Source organism: Acidovorax sp. GW835-FHT14G06 (assembly GCF_058793595.1).
The window spans coordinates 183,796-202,290 of sequence record NZ_JBXAGA010000005.1 but is presented as its reverse complement, the minus strand read 5'-3'; the positions used below and the strand labels follow the sequence as shown (position 1 = coordinate 202,290).

General features: G+C 62.6%; 20 protein-coding genes. 17 read left to right on the top strand and 3 right to left on the bottom strand.

The annotated features are described in order from the left end of the window. Nucleotides 1–109: 109 nt before the first annotated feature. From AC1Q64_RS10345 to AC1Q64_RS10335, 3 genes are all read right to left on the bottom strand, one after another. On the bottom strand, nt 110–886 hold the full coding sequence (locus tag AC1Q64_RS10345; protein WP_492251266.1) for a tetratricopeptide repeat protein: 777 nt from the start codon (nt 884–886) through the stop codon (nt 110–112). 56 nt (nt 887–942) lie between these two features. Then, entirely contained in the window at nt 943–1,605 is a 663-nt protein-coding gene (locus AC1Q64_RS10340; RefSeq protein ID WP_492251265.1) for a TetR/AcrR family transcriptional regulator, read from the bottom strand. A 229-nt stretch (nt 1,606–1,834) separates the two neighbouring features. Beyond that, complete coding sequence (locus AC1Q64_RS10335) at nt 1,835–2,440, bottom strand: phasin family protein (protein ID WP_291434050.1); 606 nt, start codon at nt 2,438–2,440, stop codon at nt 1,835–1,837. A 227-nt stretch (nt 2,441–2,667) separates the two neighbouring features. Here AC1Q64_RS10335 and AC1Q64_RS10330 point away from each other — a divergent pair, with 227 nt between their 5' ends. The 17 genes from AC1Q64_RS10330 (at nt 2,668) to AC1Q64_RS10250 (ending at nt 18,461) form a co-directional block, all read left to right on the top strand. Beyond that, nucleotides 2,668–4,653, top strand: coding sequence for an SDR family oxidoreductase (locus AC1Q64_RS10330; RefSeq protein ID WP_492251264.1), 1,986 nt, complete (start codon nt 2,668–2,670; stop codon nt 4,651–4,653). Between the two features lie 111 nt (nt 4,654–4,764). Then, the gene (rfbB, locus tag AC1Q64_RS10325) at nt 4,765–5,859 is read left to right on the top strand and encodes a dTDP-glucose 4,6-dehydratase (RefSeq protein WP_492251263.1); all 1,095 of its coding nucleotides are present in this window, start codon (nt 4,765–4,767) and stop codon (nt 5,857–5,859) included. Then, nucleotides 5,856–6,746 (top strand): dTDP-4-dehydrorhamnose reductase, encoded by an 891-nt coding sequence (gene rfbD, locus AC1Q64_RS10320; RefSeq protein ID WP_492251262.1) that lies wholly within the window; start codon nt 5,856–5,858, stop codon nt 6,744–6,746. The genes rfbB and rfbD overlap by 4 nt, the downstream gene beginning before the upstream one ends. A 14-nt stretch (nt 6,747–6,760) precedes the next feature. Next, entirely contained in the window at nt 6,761–7,645 is an 885-nt protein-coding gene (gene rfbA / locus AC1Q64_RS10315) for a glucose-1-phosphate thymidylyltransferase RfbA (RefSeq protein ID WP_291434042.1), read from the top strand. A gap of 6 nt (nt 7,646–7,651) precedes the next feature. After that, the gene (gene rfbC / locus AC1Q64_RS10310; RefSeq protein ID WP_492251261.1) at nt 7,652–8,197 is read left to right on the top strand and encodes a dTDP-4-dehydrorhamnose 3,5-epimerase; all 546 of its coding nucleotides are present in this window, start codon (nt 7,652–7,654) and stop codon (nt 8,195–8,197) included. Continuing rightward, nucleotides 8,194–9,387, top strand: a complete 1,194-nt coding sequence (locus tag AC1Q64_RS10305; RefSeq protein WP_291434038.1) for a DUF1972 domain-containing protein — start codon at nt 8,194–8,196, stop codon at nt 9,385–9,387. Before rfbC ends, AC1Q64_RS10305 begins: the two co-directional genes overlap by 4 nt. A gap of 71 nt (nt 9,388–9,458) precedes the next feature. Beyond that, a complete protein-coding gene (locus AC1Q64_RS10300; protein WP_492251260.1) occupies nt 9,459–10,409 on the top strand; it encodes a glycosyltransferase family 2 protein in 951 nt (316 codons plus the stop codon). Nucleotides 10,410–10,478: 69 nt separating this feature from the next. After that, a complete protein-coding gene (locus AC1Q64_RS10295) occupies nt 10,479–12,197 on the top strand; it encodes a GspE/PulE family protein (protein WP_492251421.1) in 1,719 nt (572 codons plus the stop codon). Continuing rightward, nucleotides 12,190–13,401 (top strand): type II secretion system F family protein, encoded by a 1,212-nt coding sequence (locus AC1Q64_RS10290; protein WP_291434032.1) that lies wholly within the window; start codon nt 12,190–12,192, stop codon nt 13,399–13,401. The genes AC1Q64_RS10295 and AC1Q64_RS10290 overlap by 8 nt, the downstream gene beginning before the upstream one ends. Nucleotides 13,402–13,434: 33 nt before the next feature. Further along, nucleotides 13,435–13,881, top strand: a complete 447-nt coding sequence (gene gspG, locus AC1Q64_RS10285) for a type II secretion system major pseudopilin GspG (protein ID WP_291434031.1) — start codon at nt 13,435–13,437, stop codon at nt 13,879–13,881. A gap of 44 nt (nt 13,882–13,925) precedes the next feature. Then, a complete protein-coding gene (locus tag AC1Q64_RS10280; protein WP_366827608.1) occupies nt 13,926–14,417 on the top strand; it encodes a GspH/FimT family protein in 492 nt (163 codons plus the stop codon). Between the two features lie 17 nt (nt 14,418–14,434). Then, nucleotides 14,435–14,878: a type IV pilus modification PilV family protein gene (locus tag AC1Q64_RS10275; protein WP_492251420.1), complete on the top strand. Its 444-nt coding sequence runs from the start codon at nt 14,435–14,437 to the stop codon at nt 14,876–14,878. Continuing rightward, complete coding sequence (locus AC1Q64_RS10270; RefSeq protein WP_492251259.1) at nt 14,875–15,486, top strand: prepilin-type N-terminal cleavage/methylation domain-containing protein; 612 nt, start codon at nt 14,875–14,877, stop codon at nt 15,484–15,486. The genes AC1Q64_RS10275 and AC1Q64_RS10270 overlap by 4 nt, the downstream gene beginning before the upstream one ends. Before the next feature lie 41 nt (nt 15,487–15,527). Further along, on the top strand, nt 15,528–16,400 hold the full coding sequence (locus AC1Q64_RS10265; RefSeq protein ID WP_492251258.1) for a type II secretion system minor pseudopilin: 873 nt from the start codon (nt 15,528–15,530) through the stop codon (nt 16,398–16,400). A 251-nt stretch (nt 16,401–16,651) separates the two neighbouring features. Then, a complete protein-coding gene (locus AC1Q64_RS10260) occupies nt 16,652–17,398 on the top strand; it encodes a PilN domain-containing protein (protein WP_492251257.1) in 747 nt (248 codons plus the stop codon). Beyond that, complete coding sequence (gspM, locus tag AC1Q64_RS10255; RefSeq protein WP_291434025.1) at nt 17,395–17,952, top strand: type II secretion system protein GspM; 558 nt, start codon at nt 17,395–17,397, stop codon at nt 17,950–17,952. Before AC1Q64_RS10260 ends, gspM begins: the two co-directional genes overlap by 4 nt. Further along, complete coding sequence (locus tag AC1Q64_RS10250; protein ID WP_291434023.1) at nt 17,949–18,461, top strand: hypothetical protein; 513 nt, start codon at nt 17,949–17,951, stop codon at nt 18,459–18,461. Before gspM ends, AC1Q64_RS10250 begins: the two co-directional genes overlap by 4 nt. Nucleotides 18,462–18,495 lie beyond the last annotated feature (34 nt).

Below are 18,495 nucleotides of genomic sequence, written 5' to 3'. Positions count from 1 at the left end.
CCGCAAAGGCGGCGCTTCGCTTGCGGGCGCTGGCGGCGTCCCCCTTCCAGAATCACGCAGTGATTCGAGAGAAGGGGGAAGGCGCGAAGCGCCTCGGGGGGATGCTCCCTTATTCCTCTTCCAGTTCCGCCCGTGCCATCTCCACATCCAGCCGCTCCATGGCGTCCATGGGTTCGGCAGTGGCGGCTTTTTCGTAGAGCGCGGTGGCTTCCTTCATTTTCTTGTCGCCCTCCAGCATGACGAGGGCATTGGCGTACTCAATCATCGCAATGGCCGATCCCGGATTGAGCTTGAGGGCTTCCTGGAACAGCTTGAGGCCCGTGTCCTTCTTGGCGCCATAGGTCATGCTGCCAATCAGTGAACCCACCTTGTCGATCACCTCAGCATGGAAGGCACCCAGCGCAATGCGCGCATCCGCGTGTTTGGGCGACAGGGCGATGGCCTTCTCCAGCGAGTCCTTCACCTTGCCACCCAGCCCTTGCGCCAGCGCCTTGGCCACGCTGATGCCCTGGCTGTAGCGTCCCAGCGCATAGGCATGCCAATACCAGGCGTTGGCGTTATCGGGCTCCTTGGCAGCCTGGGCTTCCGCCCGTTCAGCCACCTGCATGAAAAGGTCCAGGCGCGCCTTTTCCTTCGGCTCCAGGTAGTTGGCATAGATGGATGTGGCCTTGTTGGCGGCAGTGATACCCGCGCCACCGGCTGCCATGCCCGCGGCCGCAGCTTTCTCAAAATCACCGTTGTGGAACAGCGCCCAGGCTTCCAGCGCGGCAGCGTCCTTGGGGCAGGGTTCGGCATCACCTCCATGCAGTCGTGCCCAATGCTTCTTGACGCTCGCAGCGTCAAATTGGTAGTCGCCTGCGTGGGGGAAGGGGGTCCATTTGGCCATGGTGTGTGTCTCCGGAAGTTCTTGTTGGTGGGTGTCTGTAGCGGGTGGGCCGTGTATCAGCCTGGCGCTGCTGCGTAGGCGCCGACCAGCTGCAGCAGGTGGGCCCGCTGGCCGCTTTCGAGGTAGGGCATGAGCAGGTTCAGCACATGGTGGGCTCCGCGCAGCAGCGCGGCCTGGGCGCTTTCGGGCTCCAGTGCACGGCGTGGGTCGCGCACATATTCGAAGCTCAGCCAGTAAGTGAGCACCACGACCATGCTGGTGGCGGTGGCCTCCAGTTCGCGCGAGTCGATGTGCAGCGCGTCTGCGCGACCCATACCGTCGAGCATGGCGCGCACGGCGCGGGTCTTGTTCTTGAGGATGGCCTGGAAGTGGGTTTCCAGGCGCCGGTTCTTGGACAGCAGGTCGTTGAGATCGCGGTACAGGAAACGGTACTGCCAGATCAGCTCGAACAGGGAGTGCATGAAGAACCAGGCGTCCTCCACATTGCGCACACCCTCTGCTGCGGCCAGCAGTTCGGTGAGCGAGCCTTCGTAGCGATCAAACAGCGCGTTGATCAGCTCGTCCTTGGCCGGGTAGTGGTAGTAAAGGTTACCGGGGCTGATGCGTAGCTCGGCCGAGATCAGGGTGGTGGAGACGTTGGGCTCACCGAACCGGTTGAACAGGTCCAGCGTCACTTCCAGAATGCGTTCTGCGGTGCGGCGTGGCGCTTTCTTCACCATGTGTGCTGGCCCCTTCGCGTCGTTTGGCGTCGTTGTTGCGTTGTCTCTGATGGCTACTCTAACCCACGCGGTCATGCTGCAGTGCGACATGAAGGTGCGGTGCGTATGCAGTGCCTAGGCTGCTTGTAGCGCACTTCATGGGTTTCACCAAAAAAAGAAAAGCGGTCCAAACGCCGTGGCGCGTGGACCGCTTTGAGCGGGCTGGGTGCTTGCCGGTGGCAAGCCGTGATCAGCTGGCCGATGGCGTGCTGGTGGCTGCGTCGGCAGCGGCACGTGTCGCGGTCTTCTTTGCAGCCGCCTTCTTGGCGGGGGCCTTGGCTGCAGGCTTGGCGGCTGCCTTGGCAGGAGCGGCCTTCTTTGCCACTGCCTTCTTGGCGGGGGCCTTGGCAACGGGCTTGGCTGCTGCCTTGGCAGCAGCTTTGGCGGGTGCGGCCTTGCTGCTCTTGGCCAGGGCGTCCACTCGGGCGCTCAGGGCTTCCAGGTCGCGGGCAGAGGGCACGCCCAGCTTGGCCAAGGCCTTGGCCACGCGGTCTTCAAAGATGTTTTCGAGCTTGTCCCACTGGCCCTGGGCCTTGGAGCCGATGTCGCTGGCCATGGTGGTCACGCGGCTGGTGGCTTCGGTGATCTTTTCTTCGGCCACGGCCTGGGTCTTGCGCTGGATGGTCAGGCCTTCCTTGACCAGGGCTTCAAACACCTTGCCGCCTTCTTCCTGCGCCTTGGAGAAGGCACCCAGGCCTGCCAGCCAGATCTGCTGGGCGGAGTCCTTGACGGTGCTGGACAGTTGGGCGTTGCTCTTCTTTTTGTCGGCGCTGAGTTTCTGCAGTTTCTTGACCATGGGGCCTCCGTTGTGCGGTTGGTTGGGTTTGCCGGGGCGGGTTGCCTTCGACGCATGGCCGCACTGTACGCCGCACGGCGCGACAGGTGTAGGCGCGCGCTCCTAAAAATGTAGAGCGTGCCACCTAGCTGGGGCGTTCGCTGCCCGCCTAGTATCGGCGCGGGTTTCTGCTGAATCGGGGTGCGCAGGCCTTGGGCAAGAATGAAGCTATCTCAGAGGAGTTATCCATGCAGTATTTCGTGACGGGGGCAACGGGGTTCATTGGCAAGCGGCTGGTCAAGAAGCTGCTGGAGCGCAAGGGGGCGGTGGTGCATTTCCTGATCCGCAAGGAAAGCGCGGACAAGGTGGCCGACCTGCGCAGCTTCTGGGGTGTCGGGCCCACGCGTGCGGTCCCTGTGTTTGGCGATCTCACCGCGAAGAAGCTGGGCGTTGCGGCAGAAGACGTGAAGAAGCTCAAAGGCCAGATCGACCATTTCTACCACCTGGCGGCGGTGTACGACCTTTCTGCTGACGAAGAAACCCAGGTGGCCGTGAACATCGAGGGCACGCGCAACACGGTGGACCTGGCCAAGGCCATTGATGCCGGGCATTTCCACCATGTTTCCTCCATCGCGGCCGCAGGTCTATACGAAGGCGTGTTCCGCGAAGACATGTTCGAGGAAGCCGAGGGCCTGGACCACCCGTACTTCCAGACCAAACACGAGAGCGAAAAGATCGTGCGCCAGGACTGCAAGGTGCCCTGGACGGTGTACCGTCCGGCGATGGTGGTGGGGGACAGCGCCACGGGTGAGATGGACAAGATCGACGGCCCCTACTACTTCTTCAAGCTCATTCAGCGCCTGCGCCAGTTGCTACCGCCCTGGATGCCCACAGTGGGCCTGGAAGGGGGGCGCGTGAACATTGTGCCGGTGGACTTCGTGGTCAACGCACTCAACGTCATCAGCCACCAGAAGGACATCTCCAAGAAGTGCTACCACCTGGTGGACCCAGTGGGCTACCGCGTGGGCGATGTGCTCGACATCTTCAGCCGCGCCGCCCATGCGCCGCGCATGAACCTGTTTGTCAACGCCGCGCTGCTGGGCTTCATCCCCAAGAGCGTGAAGAAGAGCCTGATGGCGCTGGCGCCCGTGCGCCGCGTACGCAACGCGGTGATGAAGGACCTGGGCTTGCCCGAGGACATGCTCACCTTCGTGAATTACCCCACGCGCTTTGATTGCCGCGAAACGTTGGCCGCGCTCAAGGGCTCCGGCGTCACCTGCCCCAATCTCAAGGACTACGCCTGGCGGCTGTGGGACTACTGGGAGCGCAATCTGGACCCTGAGCTGTTCATTGATCGCACCCTCAAGGGCACGGTGGCGGGTAAGGTGGTGCTGATCACCGGTGGATCGTCTGGCATCGGGCTGGCGGCGGCGCACAAGTTTGCCGAGGCGGGTGCCACCACCATCATTTGCGGGCGCGACCAGGACAAGCTGGACGAGGCCTGTGCCGAAGCCAAGGCGAAAGGCTACAGCTTCATCGCGTACTCGGCCGACATTGCCGACATGACCGACTGCGATCGCTTCGTGCAGCTTCTGATCGACAAGCATGGCGGTGTGGACTTCCTGATCAACAACGCAGGCCGCTCCATCCGCCGCGCCATCGAGTCGAGCTACGACCGCTTCCACGATTACGAGCGAACCATGCAGCTGAACTACTTCGGCTGCCTGCGTGTGACCATGGGCTTCTTGCCCGGCATGGTCGAAAAGCGCAAGGGCCATGTGGTCAACATCAGCTCCATTGGTGTGCTCACCAACGCGCCGCGCTTTTCAGCCTATGTGGCCAGCAAAGCGGCTCTCGACGCCTGGACGCGCTGCGCCTCCAGCGAGTTCGCCGACCAGGGCATCACCTTCACCACCATCAACATGCCGCTGGTGCGCACACCCATGATCGCGCCCACCAAGATCTACAACAACGTGCCCACGCTGAGTCCTGAAGAGGCGGCGGACATGATCGCCCAAGCGTGCATCTTCAAGCCGGTGCGTATTGCCACGCGCCTGGGCATCACCGGCCAGTTGCTGCACGCGCTGGTGCCACGCGTGGCGCAGATCACCATGAACACGAGCTTTCGCATGTTCCCGGACTCCACCGCTGCCAAGGGCAGCAAGGACGCCAAGCCGCAGCTGTCGGCCGAGGCGGTGGCCCTGCAGCAGATGATGCGTGGCATCCATTTTTGATGACCCTCTGGCCCGGGCAGAAATACCCGCGTTGAACTCTGTTACCCGGGGGCCGGGCGGGGTGGGATAATCGTGGGCTCTGCCGAGCTGGCATTTCACACGGCCCTCCCTATGATTCTGGTTACTGGCGGCGCGGGTTTCATCGGCGCCAACTTCGTTCTTGACTGGCTTGCTGCCTCCAGCGAGCCCGTCGTCAACCTCGATAAGCTCACCTACGCGGGCAACCTGCACAACCTGGACAGCGTGCAGGGCGACGCGCGCCATATCTTTGTGCAGGGCGATATCGGCGACACCGCACTGGTGGCGCGCCTGCTGGCCGAACACAAGCCCCGCGCCGTGGTGAACTTTGCGGCCGAATCGCATGTGGACCGTTCCATCCACGGCCCCGAGGATTTCATCCAGACCAATATCGTCGGGTCGTTCCGCCTGCTGGAGGCAGTGCGCGCCTACTGGAGTGCCCAGCCCGAGGGAGAACGTGCGGCGTTTCGCTTCCTGCACGTGTCCACCGACGAGGTGTACGGCTCGCTCGCCCCTGCCGACCCGGCCTTCGCCGAGACCCGTGGTTTCGAGCCCAACAGTCCCTATAGCGCCAGCAAGGCCGCCAGCGACCATCTGGTGCGCGCCTGGCACCACACGTACGGCCTGCCGGTGCTCACCACCAACTGCAGCAACAACTACGGGCCCTACCACTTCCCCGAAAAGCTCATCCCGCTGATGATCGTCAACGCGCTGGCCGGCAAGAACCTGCCCGTGTACGGAGATGGCATGCAGGTGCGCGACTGGCTTTACGTGAAGGACCATTGCAGCGCCATTCGCCGCGTGCTGGATGCGGGCGTCCCTGGCGAGACCTACAACGTGGGCGGCTGGAACGAGAAGCCCAACATCGATATCGTGAACATGGTCTGCAGCCTGCTCGATGAGCTGCGCCCGCGCGCCGACGGCCAGAGCTACCGCACCCAGATCACCTACGTGAAGGACCGTCCGGGCCATGATCGCCGCTATGCCATCGATGCGCGCAAGATCGAACGCGAGCTGGGCTGGAAGCCCGCCGAGACCTTCGATACCGGCATCCGCAAGACCGTGCAGTGGTATCTGGAGAATGCCGACTGGGTGGCCGGCGTTCAGACGGGGGCTTACCGCGACTGGGTGCAGACCCAGTATGCGCAGGAGGCCTCCGCTGCGGCTGTGACGGGCGCCACTGCATGAACATCCTGCTGTTTGGCAAGGGTGGCCAGGTCGGCTGGGAGCTGCAGCGCAGCCTGTCGATGCTGGGCACTGTCACGGCGTTGGACTTCGATAGCACCGAGCACTGCGGTGACTTTTCCAACCCCGCCGGCGTGGCCGAAACGGTGCGCGCGCTGCGCCCCGATATCATCGTCAATGCTGCCGCTCACACTGCCGTGGACAAAGCCGAGAGCGAAGCAGACTTCGCCCGCACTCTGAACGCTACCGCGCCCGGCGCCATAGCGCAGGAGGCCGCGAAGCTCGGTGCCTGGCTGGTGCATTACAGCACCGACTATGTCTTCGATGGCAGTGGTAGCCGCCCCTGGGTGGAGACTGATACGCCTGCACCGTTGAGCGTTTACGGGCGTACCAAGCTCGAGGGCGAGCAGTTGATCGCGCGATCCGGCGCGAAACACCTCATCCTGCGCACCAGCTGGGTCTATGCAGCACGCGGCGGCAACTTTGCCAAGACCATGCTGCGGCTGGCGCAAGAGCGTGAACGGCTGACGGTGATCGATGACCAATGGGGAGCACCTACCGGCGCCGACCTGCTGGCGGATGTGACCGCCCACGCGCTGCGCCACCTGCAGCAGCGCCCGCAGGATGCCGGGTTGTACCACTGCGTAGCCGCTGGCGAGACCAACTGGAATGAGTACGCGAAATACGTGCTGGCGCAGGCACAGAAAGTGCAGAATGCTATCGAAATAAAAGCAAAAGAGGTGGCGCCTGTTCCCACGAGCGCATTCCCGACACCTGCCGTGCGCCCTCGCAATTCGCGCCTGAACACCGACAAGCTGCAGTCCACTTTTGGCTTGCAGATGCCCCACTGGCAGGCCGGGGTGGCGCGCATGCTCACGGAAATTCTCTGAACGGGCCCCAGACCATGACACAACGCAAAGGCATCATCCTCGCGGGAGGCTCCGGCACCCGGTTGCACCCGGCCACACTGGCTATCAGTAAACAGCTACTGCCGGTATACGACAAGCCCATGATTTATTACCCGCTGAGCACATTGATGCTTGCGGGTATCCGCGACATCCTGGTCATCAGCACGCCGCAGGACACGCCACGGTTCGAGCAACTGCTTGGCGACGGCAGCCAGTGGGGGTTGAACCTGCAGTACGCGATTCAGCCAAGCCCCGACGGTCTCGCGCAGGCGTTCTTAATCGGCGAGTCCTTTTTGGACGGGGCGCCTAGCGCGCTGGTGCTGGGTGACAACATTTTTTATGGCCACGATTTCCACGAACTGCTGGGCAATGCCCAGCAGCGCGCTGAGGGCGCCAGCGTTTTTGCCTACCATGTGCAGGACCCCGAACGTTATGGCGTAGCCGAGTTCGATGCCCAGGGCAAAGTGCTTTCTCTGGAGGAAAAACCTGCGCAGCCCAAGAGCAGTTATGCGGTGACTGGCTTGTATTTTTATGATGGACAAGTGGTGGACCTTGCCAAGAGTCTCAAACCATCGCCGCGCGGAGAGCTCGAAATCACCGATCTGAACCGGTTGTATCTGGATCAAGGGCAACTGAGTGTGGAAATCATGGGGCGTGGCTACGCATGGCTTGATACAGGAACACACGAGAGCCTTCTGGAAGCCAGTCAGTTCATTGCCACCCTGGAACATCGCCAGGGCCTGAAGATCGCGTGCCCGGAGGAAATCGCCTGGCGTTCCCAATGGATCGACAGCGCCCAACTGGAGCGGCTGGCACAGCCCTTGGCCAAAAATGGCTACGGGCAATACCTGCAGCGCCTGCTGAACGACAAAGTTTATTGATCTTCCATGCAAGCAATACGGCAAGCTATTTCAGACGTGGTGCTGATCGAACCCAAGGTGTTCGGTGACAGCCGCGGCTTTTTCTACGAGAGTTTCAACGAGAAGGCCTTTCGCGAGGCCACTGGCGTGCAGGCCGCGTTCGTGCAGGACAACCATAGCCGTAGCACCCAGGGCGTGCTGCGCGGCCTGCACTACCAACTGCCGCCCCGGGCCCAGGGCAAGCTGGTGCGGGTGGTGCGGGGCGCCGTGTTCGACGTGGCCGTGGACATCCGCAAGGACTCCCCCACGTTTGGGCAGTGGGTGGGCGTATTGCTGACGGAAGACAACCACCGGCAGCTGTGGGTACCGCCCGGTCTCGCTCATGGTTTTCTGGTGTTGTCTGAATCGGCAGATTTTCTCTACAAGACCACCGACTACTACAGCCCCGAGTACGAGCGATGCATCCGCTGGGACGATCCCCAGTTGGCGATCGCCTGGCCATCCCTGGATGTGGCCATCCAGCTGTCGGCCAAGGACCAGGCGGGGCGCTGGCTGGCCGAGGCGGACCTTTGATCCCCCTGGCGGCGCATGCGCCCGATGCGCTGGTGCCTGAGGCCCCCAGGACTGCATTACGAGTAGCCTTGCTGGGCGCGCGGGGCATTCCCGCGAGCTACGGAGGCTTCGAGACCTTTGCCGAGCAGCTCGCCACCCGTCTGGCCGCGCGTGGGCACGAGGTCACGGTCTATGCAGAGTGTGGCGACCAGCCGGTTGCAGACACTGTGTACCAGGGCGTGCGGGTCCGTTCCCGGCGCCGGCCCCGTTGGGGGGCGGCTTCGGTGCTGGCCTACGACAGCGCGTGCCTGTGGGACGCGCGCCGCGGGTATGACCTGGTCTACATGCTGGGCTACGGGGCGGCGTGGGCCTGCTGGTGGCCGCGCGTCTTCGGCGTGCCGGTCTGGATCAACGTGGATGGCCTCGAGTGGGCCCGCAGCAAATGGGGCTGGGGCGCGCGCACGTATCTGCGCTGCATGGAGTGGGTTGCGTCCAAGGTGGCCACCCGCCTCATCGCGGATGCCGATGCCATAGCGCTGAGGTTCCGGCAGACGTACCCCAGTGGCGCGCCGAGCAGCTTCATTGCCTATGGCGCGGAGCTGGTCCACGCGGACCAGACAGATCCTTCGCTGTTGGCGGCTTGGGGGCTGCTGGCCCATCGCTATATGCTGGTCGTGGCGCGGCCCGAGCCGGAGAACCACATCCTGGAGATCGTGCAGGGCCACGTGCTGCATGGTGGCGACTGGCCTTTGGTGGTGGTGGGCGATGTGTCGGGTGGCACGGCCTACCAGCAGCAACTGAAGGCGATGGCCAGCGACAGGGTGCGCTTCGTGGGCGGCATTTACGACGCGGCGCAGCTCAACAGTCTGCGCGTGCATGCCGCGTGCTACCTGCACGGGCACTCGGTAGGCGGCACCAACCCATCGCTGCTGGAGGCGCTGGCCTGCGGCAACTGGGTGGTTGCGCATGACAACCCCTATAACCGCGAGGTGGCGCGCGATGCGGCCGAGTATTTCAGCACCCCGCAGCAGCTGGCCCAGAGCCTTGACCGCGTGGTGAGGGAGGGAGCGGCCTTGCAGCCCCAGCGTGCCCGGCGTGCACGTGACATCGTCGCGAAACACTACACGTGGGAGGGCATCACAGATGCCTATGAAGCCCTTATGCGTGCCGAGTGCCAGCCCCGCCGTCCTGCCGGAGCGGCCACACCGTGAGTGCCGATTCCGATGCGTCCACGCTTGCAGGGCCTAGGGGTGCCGCGCCCGTGACTTCGCTGACGTCCTCCATGGAGTCGGTGCTGGTTGATGTGCTGCTGGCCACCTACAACGGGTCCCGGTACCTCGCGCAGCAGCTCGACTCGATACTGGCCCAGACCCACACCTCGTGGCGCATCCTCGTGAGCGATGATGGGTCATCGGACGAAACCCTTGCGATCCTGCGGCGGTATGAAGCCCGGCTGGGCGAGCGGCTGGTTCTGGTGCCCAACCCCGATGCCGGGAGGGGGGTGGTCCGCAACTTCGAAAACCTCATGCAGGCCAGCCTGAACGACGGCCTTGCACGGTGGGCGGTCTTTGCCGATCAGGACGATGTCTGGCTGCCTGAAAAGATGGCCTCGCAGCTGCGCGAGATGGCGCGTATCGAAGGCGGCGACGCACACGCGGTGCCCTGCCTGGTCCATTCGGATCTCACGGTCGTAGATGAATTCCTGGCGGTGCTGTCCCCGTCCTTCGCCCGGTATCAGAGGATGGACCCTGCCGGTTGCTCGCAGCTGTCGCTGCTGAGCGTGAACCAGGTAACGGGCTGCACAATGATGGTCAACCGGGCACTGCTGGCGCGGGCCCTGCCGCTGCCCGCCGAAACCATCATGCACGACTGGTGGTGCGCCTTGATCAGTGGCAGCGGGCGCAGGTCTTTCATCGACCAACCCCTGATCCTGTACCGCCAGCATGGCGCAAACCAACTTGGCGCCAAGGACCGTGGACTGAAGACCCGGTTGCTGCGCATGCTCACCGATGGCCGCGGCGTGGTGCAGAGGGTTCGAATGCTGGGGCGTGCCACCCGGCTGCAGGCGGAGGCCTTGCGGCAGCGGCTGCACCTGCAAGGGGGCGACGAGGGCTACGTGTCAGAATATCTGTCTTGGAGATCCCGGCCTTTGTGGGCGAGGCTCGCACGCTACCGCCATTATTATTTCGGTCCCGAGCTGGACCGGCTGAGCCGCTGTTTGCTTTGGTTTTAGCAACACTCTGCCGGGTGGATATTAAAAATTCCAGTGTATCTGGTTCGCAAACGTGCAAAGGCGTTGGTAATGAAATCTTCGGCTGAAACAATCGATATGGAAAGCGTTGAAGCCGCCGCGCCCAAGCTGGGGGAAATGCTGCTGGCCGACCAGAAGCTCACCCGCAACGACCTTGACCGGGCGCTGGAGGTCCAGCGCTCCATGGGGGGGCGCCTTGGCCGGCTAATCATCAGCCTCGGGCTGGTGTCCGAGGCTGATGTGTATTCCGCCCTGTCCCGCCAGGTGGGGCTCCCTTTGGTGCGCCAGGAGGCGTTTCCCAAGGACAAGCCGACGACATCGCGTCTGAACACCAGCTTCCTGCTGGCCCACAACCTGTTGCCACTAGGCGACGCCGAGGACGAGGGCTCGCCACCCGACTTCGCGTCGGTGGATCCCCGAGACCCTCAGCTCCAGAGCGCGCTTCGGCTGGTATTCGGTGACATACCGCGCATCGTTTTCGGACTCGAATCGGAAATATCCAGCCAGTTGAGCGAGTGGTATTTGCAGGATGCGTCGCAGGATGACGAAGGCAGTGGCGAACGGCCGGAGGCGTCGGAGTTCATCGAGCACCTGCGCGACATGGCGTCCGAGGCGCCCATCATCCAGCGAGTGAGCCATATCCTGGCGCAGGCCGTGGCAGCGCAGGCATCGGACATCCACATCGAGACTTACGAAGAAAAGTCGGTGGTGCGCATCCGCGTTGACGGGGAGATCTTTCCCATCGACGAGATCGACAACAAGGACGCGCCTGCGGTCGTGTCACGCATCAAGATTCTGTCGCAGCTGGACATCGCCGAGCGCCGCATGCCTCAGGACGGCCGCACGAAGCTGCGGGTGCACGGCAAGGAGATGGATGCACGGGTCTCCACCATTCCTACCATGTTCGGCGAATCGGTGGTTATGCGGCTGCTGGAGAAGAACTTCGATCTGCTCTCGCTGGAGAGCCTGAACTTCACGCCGCCCACGCTCAGGGCCATGCGCCAGATGCTGAGCGTGCCGCACGGCATCTTTCTGGTGACGGGTCCGACGGGGTCCGGAAAATCCACCACACTGTATGCGTCGATGCAGGAGCTGGAGGGAGAGAACCTCAAGATCCTGACCGTAGAAGACCCGGTGGAATACCGCCTCCAGTGGCTCAACCAGGTGCAGGTGCAGCCACAAATTGGCCTTACCTTCGCCAAAGTGCTGCGCTCCTTCCTGCGCCAGGATCCAGACGTCATCATGATTGGTGAAATGCGCGACGGGGAAACCGCCGAAATCGCCGTGCAGGCCGCATTGACAGGTCACCTGGTCCTCTCCACGCTGCACACCAACAGCGCCCTGGGCGCTATTGTTCGCCTCATCAACATGGGCGTGGAGCCCTACCTCATCACCGCCTCTGTCGTGGGTGTGCTGGCGCAGCGCCTGGTGCGGAAGCTGTGCGGCGAGTGCAAGGTGCCGCTGACGCCCGACCAGGCGCAAGCCGCTGCAGCCTCCCTCGGCATGGCAGCGCCCGAAGGGCAGACGCTGTACAGAGCCGTGGGGTGCTCCGCATGCCGTGGTACGGGCTATCGGGGGCGGGTGGCCATCCATGAGCTGCTGGTCCTGACCGACGAGGTCAAGAAGGTCGTGCTGGAGCGAGGCTCTTCCCTTGGCGGCGACGTTGGCGCCTACGCCGGGGGGAACTTGTTGAACGATGGAGCCACCAAGGTCTTCAAGGGTTTGACAACTGCAGAGGAAGTGTTGCGCGTCGCTCGTCAAAATGATTGATTTTCAATACGATGGTGTGATGGCAGACGGCAAGGCCTGCCAGGGGTCCATCCGTGCGCCGAATGAAGAAACTGCGAGGTTGCGCCTGATCGGCCAGGGCGTGACGCCCGTGCGTATCGCTGGCGCAGGCGGAGAGTCGTCCCAGGATGTGCCACGGGGCCGCGGCGGCGTCCGACTCAAGCGAGCCGACATCCTGCTGTTCAGCCGTGAAATGGCGCACTTGAAGCAGGCGAACATGCCGCTCGACAAGGCGCTGGCCATGCTCAAGGAGACGGCCGACACGGCCCGTTTGCAGGTCTTTATCTCCAAGGTGGAAGAAGGCGTGCGGGGCGGCAAGTCGCTCTACCAGTCCCTGCTTCCGTTCGAGAGCGACCTTGGCCGCCAGTACTTGGTGCTGATCCGTGCCGGGGAAACATCGGGCTCGCTGCACGTGGTGCTCAAGGAGCTGACGGTTCAACTGGAGGCTGACGATAAGCTACGCAATTACGTCATCTCTTCCATGACATATCCCGTCATCCTGCTAGTGGTGGCGGTGCTCTCCGTGATACTGCTGTTGGCGTTCGTCGTGCCACAGTTCCGGGAGATTTTCGACTCGATGGGCGACAAGTTGCCGTATTCGACGCGCCTCGTTGTGGACCTGAGCGACATGATCCGTTCGCACTGGATGGCTCTTCTTTCTGGCGTGACGGTGATGCTGTTTCTGGGCTCGCGCTGGACTGCGTCTGCGGACGGGCGGTTGCGTCTTGACAGCCTGCTGCTGGACATCCCCCTGTTTGGGAAGGTCCTGCGCAACCTGCAGTTCGCGGTCTACTTTCGAACCTTTGGCATCCTGTTGCAGCGCGGCGTGCCCATGGTCGACGCCCTGCGAATCGCGATAGATACGTTGACCAATACCGCTTTGCGCAAGGACATTGAGCCGCTGGTGGGATTGGTGAAGGCTGGCAAACGGCTGTCCACAGGTTTTGTTTCTCCCTATCTGGGCAAATCCAGCACGCCGCAGCTGATTCGTGTTGCTGAAGAAACCGGGCAGCTTGATATTACCTTGCTTGGCTTGGCAGACCGTTATGAAGATGAAGGTCGGCGGACCATGGGGCGCGTACTGGCGGCCATGGAACCATTGATTATCATCGTGTTGGGGGCGCTGGTGGCTTTCATTATTATTGCCATTCTGGGTGGTGTGTTATCCATCAATGACACTATTTGATATTGAATATTTGATTGTCTGAGAAAGTTCGTCATGAATATTACAAAAATTTGCAGTAATGGAAGTGCTTTGAAAATCCGTCGTTCCTCGGGGTTCACCCTGATCGAATTGTTGGTGGTGCTGGTGATCCTGACGCTGCTCGCTGGTTTGGTTGGCCCCAAGGTGCTCGACCAGCTCGGTGGTGCCAAGTCCAAGACGGCCCGGGTCCAGATTTCCGAGATCGAACAAAGCCTGGATCTCTTTAAGCTGGATGTCGGGCGCTATCCCACCGATGCGGAAGGCTTGCGGGCTTTGGTTGAGCGGCCTGCCACTGCCCAGGGGTGGACGGCACCCTATCTGAAAAAGGGACTGCCTACCGACCCCTGGGGTGCTGCCTACCTGTACAAGAACCCCGGCCGTCATGGGGGGCCAGATGTGTTTTCCCTAGGGGCGGACGGAAAGCCTGGCGGCGACGGCGAGAACGCCGATGTCTACAACTGAAGAGCATTTGCAGCACAGGATGGCTATTCAGTGACAAGCATCGCATGATGGGGCGTTTTCGGGCGCACCCTACAGGCCCCGCGAGTCAAGGGTTCACCTTGTTGGAGCTGCTGGTAGTACTGGTTGTGGCTGCTATTGCGGTGTCGGTGGTCGGGGTGGGGGGGCAATCGTTCATGGAGCGATCCCGCTATCACCAGACCGTGCGCGATGTTGCCAGCCAGCTTCAGCAGGCGCGGGCACTCAGCGTGCGGGAGGGGCGGTCTGTGGTTGTCACTTACCAGCCCGAAATTCGCAAGCTCCTGATCGATGGGCGGCTATACCTCGACATCCCCGCTGCGTTGTTGGTCCAATGGGACGCCATTGCGCGCAGTGCCGGGGTGGCGTCCGGGCCGGGTGTTCCGGTCTTTGTGTTCAATGCCGATGGCGGAGCGCAGGGAGGGCGTTTGGCGGTGTTGCGGGGAGGGCAGGGCGTGGCATTTCGGGTGAACTGGTTGCTAGGCACGGTCGAGCAAGACGCCGCCGTGGCCCCATCATGATGGGGCTGCGTCGCCTGCTGCGCTGCCTGGCCCCTCATTTCGGCAGTTGCAGACAGGCTTTCCATGGGCAGCGCCAGCAGGGTTTCAGCCTGCTGGAGGCGCTCGTCGCCATGTCCATTGCCTCCATTGCGCTCGCCAGCCTCTATCGAACGGTGGGGCAAAGCTCCAAAGGCGTGGTGGATGTCGAGTCACGGATCGAGGCGGCACTGGTGGCCCGCTCGGTGCTGGCCAGCAGCACGTTTGCCGAAGAGGCGGAGCGCCAACCAAGCGGCGTTGCAGGGGTTTGGCACTGGCATGTCCAGATGCAGGCGGAGCAGATCCCCTTGCGTGAAGAGGATGGGCGGCCCGCGCCAGGTGCACCGTTGCGTGCCGCCAAGTTCACTGTCGAAGTCACGCGTGGCAAAGACGGTCCGATGGTCATGACCTGGACCACCTGGAAGCCTTACCGGTCCGAGCCATGAGTCGTGTTCTCCAAAGCCGGTCGCACGGCTTCACTCTGCTGGAGTTACTGATTGCACTGGCTGTCACTGCGGCGGTGGTTGCTCTGATGTTTGCGGGCTTCGGCGTAATCGGCCGTTCTGAGGAGCGCAATCAGCGCGTGATGGATCGTTCCGAGCACATGCTGGTGGTCAGTCAGTGGCTTGGGCGCAAATTCGATACATTGCGTCTGCTCAGCCGGCGTGATGGGAATACTTTTGTCAATTTCTTCAGTGGCAACGCTGCGGGCGTCATTTGGGTGGCGCCCTTGCCGGAGCGCGGTGATGCGGGTGGGCTTTATGTGTTTCGCATGAACCCTCTGCGCCATGACAGTGGCCGTGTCGATCTTTCCGTAGAGGCCGTTCCCTACGACGGCGCGCTCATGGCCCTAGATTGGAGCAAGGCCCTCCGTGAGACGCTGATGCGGGATGTGCGTGCTTTGCAGTGGTACTACCAAGATGGCCGCACGGGCGAATGGGCGCAGCAGTGGGACGCGTCCAGATCGGGGTATCCCGCCAGGGTTCGGGTCGAAATCGCCGACGAACGCGGCGTCTGGCCGCCCCTGGTGTTTACTTTGGCGAGGGCCCGGTGATGGTCTGGTCGTTACGCAATGCTCGGGGAGCGGCGCTCATCATGGTGCTCTGGTTGGTGGCGGCGCTGTCGTTGGTGGTGCTGGCGGGTGCGCAAGGGGTGCGGCAACAAATCCAGCGGACAGCGCTTGATCTGGAGCGCCTGCGAGCGGAATCCGTTCTGGATGCAGCGATACAGTTGACCGCCCAGCGCCTGCTGTTGGACAGGGGCAAGGACAGTCAATACCAGATTAAGCGCTTGTCTTTGGGTCAAACCGACACATGGGTGGAGATCACTCCATCTGGGGGGCTGGTGGACGTGAACGTCGCCAGTGAGGCTCTGCTCCAGGCGCTTTTCCAAAGGGCGGGAGGACTCTCGCCGGGTGAGGCGGCTATCCTTGTCTCGCGTGTGAGGGACTACATCGACCCCGACGATACCCCCGGCGGTGTGGGGGGGGCTGAAGCGGCGCAGTACCGCGCAGCTGGTTGGCCCTCCATGCCCCGCAATGCGGCGCTGGAAGACCTGTCCGACCTGAAGTCGGTGCTGGGAATGACTGCGGGGCTCTATGAGATAATCGTGCCCCATTTGGGTACCAACGGGCAGCAACGCATCGAAATCGATTCCGCTCCCCCTGCGCTGATCGACGCCCTGACGGGCCAGCAGGGTCTTGGTGCGCGTATTCACAAATCTCCACCGGAAATGCGGGCTGGTGTGCTTCTTTCGGGAGCAGCTGCCGAGTTCTTCACGCCTGCTCGCTCATCAGGGGGGCAGACCGTGCGTTTGCGGGCATTTGCTCAGGCCGAGGGCGACCGCTGGTGGCAGCGCGAGGTGTGGATTGACCTCAGCGAACGTCCGGACGCACTGACACCTTGGACAACGCGCTCGGTTGAGCCAACACGCCGCTTTACCAAGCCGGAACAGGAATTCAAGCCATGACAAGTCAGGGGCAGCTATCTCTTCGTGTGCAAGCCACGCTTGACCGCCTTGTTTGGGGCTTTGGTGACCTTAAGCGGTTGTTGCTGGAACATGGTGCTTGGCCCGCCAGCGCGAGCGTTGTTGTAGCACCCGACGGGGAGTGTTGGTCGGTGCTCGGAGGGCGCTTGCGCAAGCTTCGCGGCAGCCGTAAGGCTGTGGGGTTGTTAGTGCCCGAATCTGAATGCCTCTGGGGCACGGTGCAACTTCCCACGATGCCACGCAAAGCTTTGAGCGACGCTGTGGATGAGGCGCTCTGGCGTGTATCCCCTCTCCCGCCGGACCAGATTGTCGCTGCTTGGAAGGCCGAGCCGAATAACAATGGGGGTTGGTCCGTTCAGTGGGGAGTGTGCAGGCGCAGCGAGCGCGACCAACTGCTGACCAAGTACCGACTGGGCGAAGGCGCCCCAATGTTTCTGGTGCGTCAGGGGTGCGCTGTACCGGTGCGCAATGTGGCTTGGCGGAAGCAGAGCGGCCGCCAGCGGTGGATGGATGGTGGCGCCTGGGTGCTGCTCTTGCTGCTGCTGGTGGCGCTATCCCTTTCTGCAGTGATGCCTCTGGTGTTGAAGCGCCAGGCGGTGGTGAGGGCGGTCGAGCATGTCAACATGCTGGTGCCCAAGGCAGCGCCCCTTCGCCAGAAGATGGATGAGCTACGCCGCCAGGCCGACATTGCCGAGGAGTTGCGTAAGAGCGTTGGCACGGATTTGCCGCTCGCCAGTGTGGTCGACGTCCTTTCGGCGGCCTTGCCGGCGGATGCCTGGCTCGATCGTATTGAAATCAATGGCTCCGAGATCCGCATCACGGGTTTGACGTCCAATGCGCCTGAGCTCATTGGGCAGTTGGGGCGCCATGCCTCGCTGGCTGACGTGCGAGCCACGGGAGCCAATGTGCGTGATGGCCAGTCGAACAAGGAGCGTTTCACCTTCGAGATGCGCTGGCGCGGCGAAGGAGCAAAGCCATGAAACCGATGAATCCGTGGTTGCGCCACTCGGTGGTCGTTGTGATGTTGTTGTTCTTTGGCGGACTTGTTTGTGCTGCGTTGGTGTACCAGGCTATGTGGACACGCTATGACAACGCATTGCAACAGCTGGAACCTCGCAGTGAGAGGCTGGAGGGCGTGGTGAACGCGGGAGCAGACATAGAAACCCTGCTAAGCACAGCAAGCGGCACAGTGGCTCCATGGCTTCATCCCGCGGGAGAGACCGCACAGAACGATGTGCAGCAGAAGTTGCGCCAGATGATCGTGGCCTCAGGCAGTACCCTGGTGTCCTCCCAGATTGCCCTGGAGCCGGGTGTGGACGGTAAGCTGGCGCGCATACGCCTCACGGCCACAGTTACGGGTGACTGGTCCAAGCTAGTAGTTTTCATGGAGAGCCTGCAAATGCACCGTCCGCCGTTTTGGGTGCGCACGGCTAGCATCACTCGCGAAGGCGGCAGCTCGGGCGCTGGGCCGCAAGCTGGGCGTCTGGCCTTGCAGTTGGAGGCGCCCCTTGCGCCAGAAAAGGCCACCCCATGATGCTCAAGCCTTGGTATCTTGGCCCTGTCCTGACCGCTGTTGCCCTGGTTGCCAGCGCCTATTGGTGGCAGGCCGAAAAAGACCGCTGGGCACCTCCGGAGGCGCGTCGGCCCGACCTGCCCAAGGTGGAGCCCATCCCGCAGACTGCTTCTATGCGTGCCAGGCAGGCGTTGGAGCGCCCGGTGTTCTGGGTGTCGCGTCGACCTCTGGATGTGGACGACAAGAAGGGCAGTGTGGCGCGTGAGTTGACCCAGTCGCGGCTGACGGCGGTGCTGGAGTCGGGCGGGGAGCGTGTGGCCATTTTGCAGCGTGCGGATGGCAGCACCCTCAAGATCACGGCGGTTACGCAGCCCTGGCGCATTGTGTCGTTTGACGGCCGCAAGGCTGTTTTTGCCTCGGCGGACGAGGGGCAGGTGGAGCGGCCACTGGAGGCGGGAAGCCTGGCAGCAGCGCCCGTAAAACTGGGCCCCGTGGCTGATCGTGCGCGCAACCCTGCGGCAAGCCAGTAGATCAGCCACCGTAGTGCCCCCCAACATTGTGGAG

Coding starts and splice junctions, on each gene's coding strand:
- AC1Q64_RS10270 (WP_492251259.1), top strand. CDS start 14,875: ATGAGTCGTGTTCTCCAAAGCCGGTCGCACGGCTTCACTCTGCTGGAG.
- AC1Q64_RS10340 (WP_492251265.1), bottom strand. CDS start 1,605: ATGGTGAAGAAAGCGCCACGCCGCACCGCAGAACGCATTCTGGAAGTG.
- AC1Q64_RS10295 (WP_492251421.1), top strand. CDS start 10,479: ATGAAATCTTCGGCTGAAACAATCGATATGGAAAGCGTTGAAGCCGCC.
- AC1Q64_RS10290 (WP_291434032.1), top strand. CDS start 12,190: ATGATTGATTTTCAATACGATGGTGTGATGGCAGACGGCAAGGCCTGC.
- AC1Q64_RS10265 (WP_492251258.1), top strand. CDS start 15,528: ATGGTGCTCTGGTTGGTGGCGGCGCTGTCGTTGGTGGTGCTGGCGGGT.
- gspM (WP_291434025.1), top strand. CDS start 17,395: ATGAAACCGATGAATCCGTGGTTGCGCCACTCGGTGGTCGTTGTGATG.
- AC1Q64_RS10300 (WP_492251260.1), top strand. CDS start 9,459: ATGGAGTCGGTGCTGGTTGATGTGCTGCTGGCCACCTACAACGGGTCC.
- rfbB (WP_492251263.1), top strand. CDS start 4,765: ATGATTCTGGTTACTGGCGGCGCGGGTTTCATCGGCGCCAACTTCGTT.
- rfbA (WP_291434042.1), top strand. CDS start 6,761: ATGACACAACGCAAAGGCATCATCCTCGCGGGAGGCTCCGGCACCCGG.
- rfbD (WP_492251262.1), top strand. CDS start 5,856: ATGAACATCCTGCTGTTTGGCAAGGGTGGCCAGGTCGGCTGGGAGCTG.
- AC1Q64_RS10335 (WP_291434050.1), bottom strand. CDS start 2,440: ATGGTCAAGAAACTGCAGAAACTCAGCGCCGACAAAAAGAAGAGCAAC.
- AC1Q64_RS10345 (WP_492251266.1), bottom strand. CDS start 886: ATGGCCAAATGGACCCCCTTCCCCCACGCAGGCGACTACCAATTTGAC.
- AC1Q64_RS10250 (WP_291434023.1), top strand. CDS start 17,949: ATGATGCTCAAGCCTTGGTATCTTGGCCCTGTCCTGACCGCTGTTGCC.
- rfbC (WP_492251261.1), top strand. CDS start 7,652: ATGCAAGCAATACGGCAAGCTATTTCAGACGTGGTGCTGATCGAACCC.
- AC1Q64_RS10280 (WP_366827608.1), top strand. CDS start 13,926: ATGATGGGGCGTTTTCGGGCGCACCCTACAGGCCCCGCGAGTCAAGGG.
- gspG (WP_291434031.1), top strand. CDS start 13,435: ATGAATATTACAAAAATTTGCAGTAATGGAAGTGCTTTGAAAATCCGT.
- AC1Q64_RS10330 (WP_492251264.1), top strand. CDS start 2,668: ATGCAGTATTTCGTGACGGGGGCAACGGGGTTCATTGGCAAGCGGCTG.
- AC1Q64_RS10260 (WP_492251257.1), top strand. CDS start 16,652: ATGCCACGCAAAGCTTTGAGCGACGCTGTGGATGAGGCGCTCTGGCGT.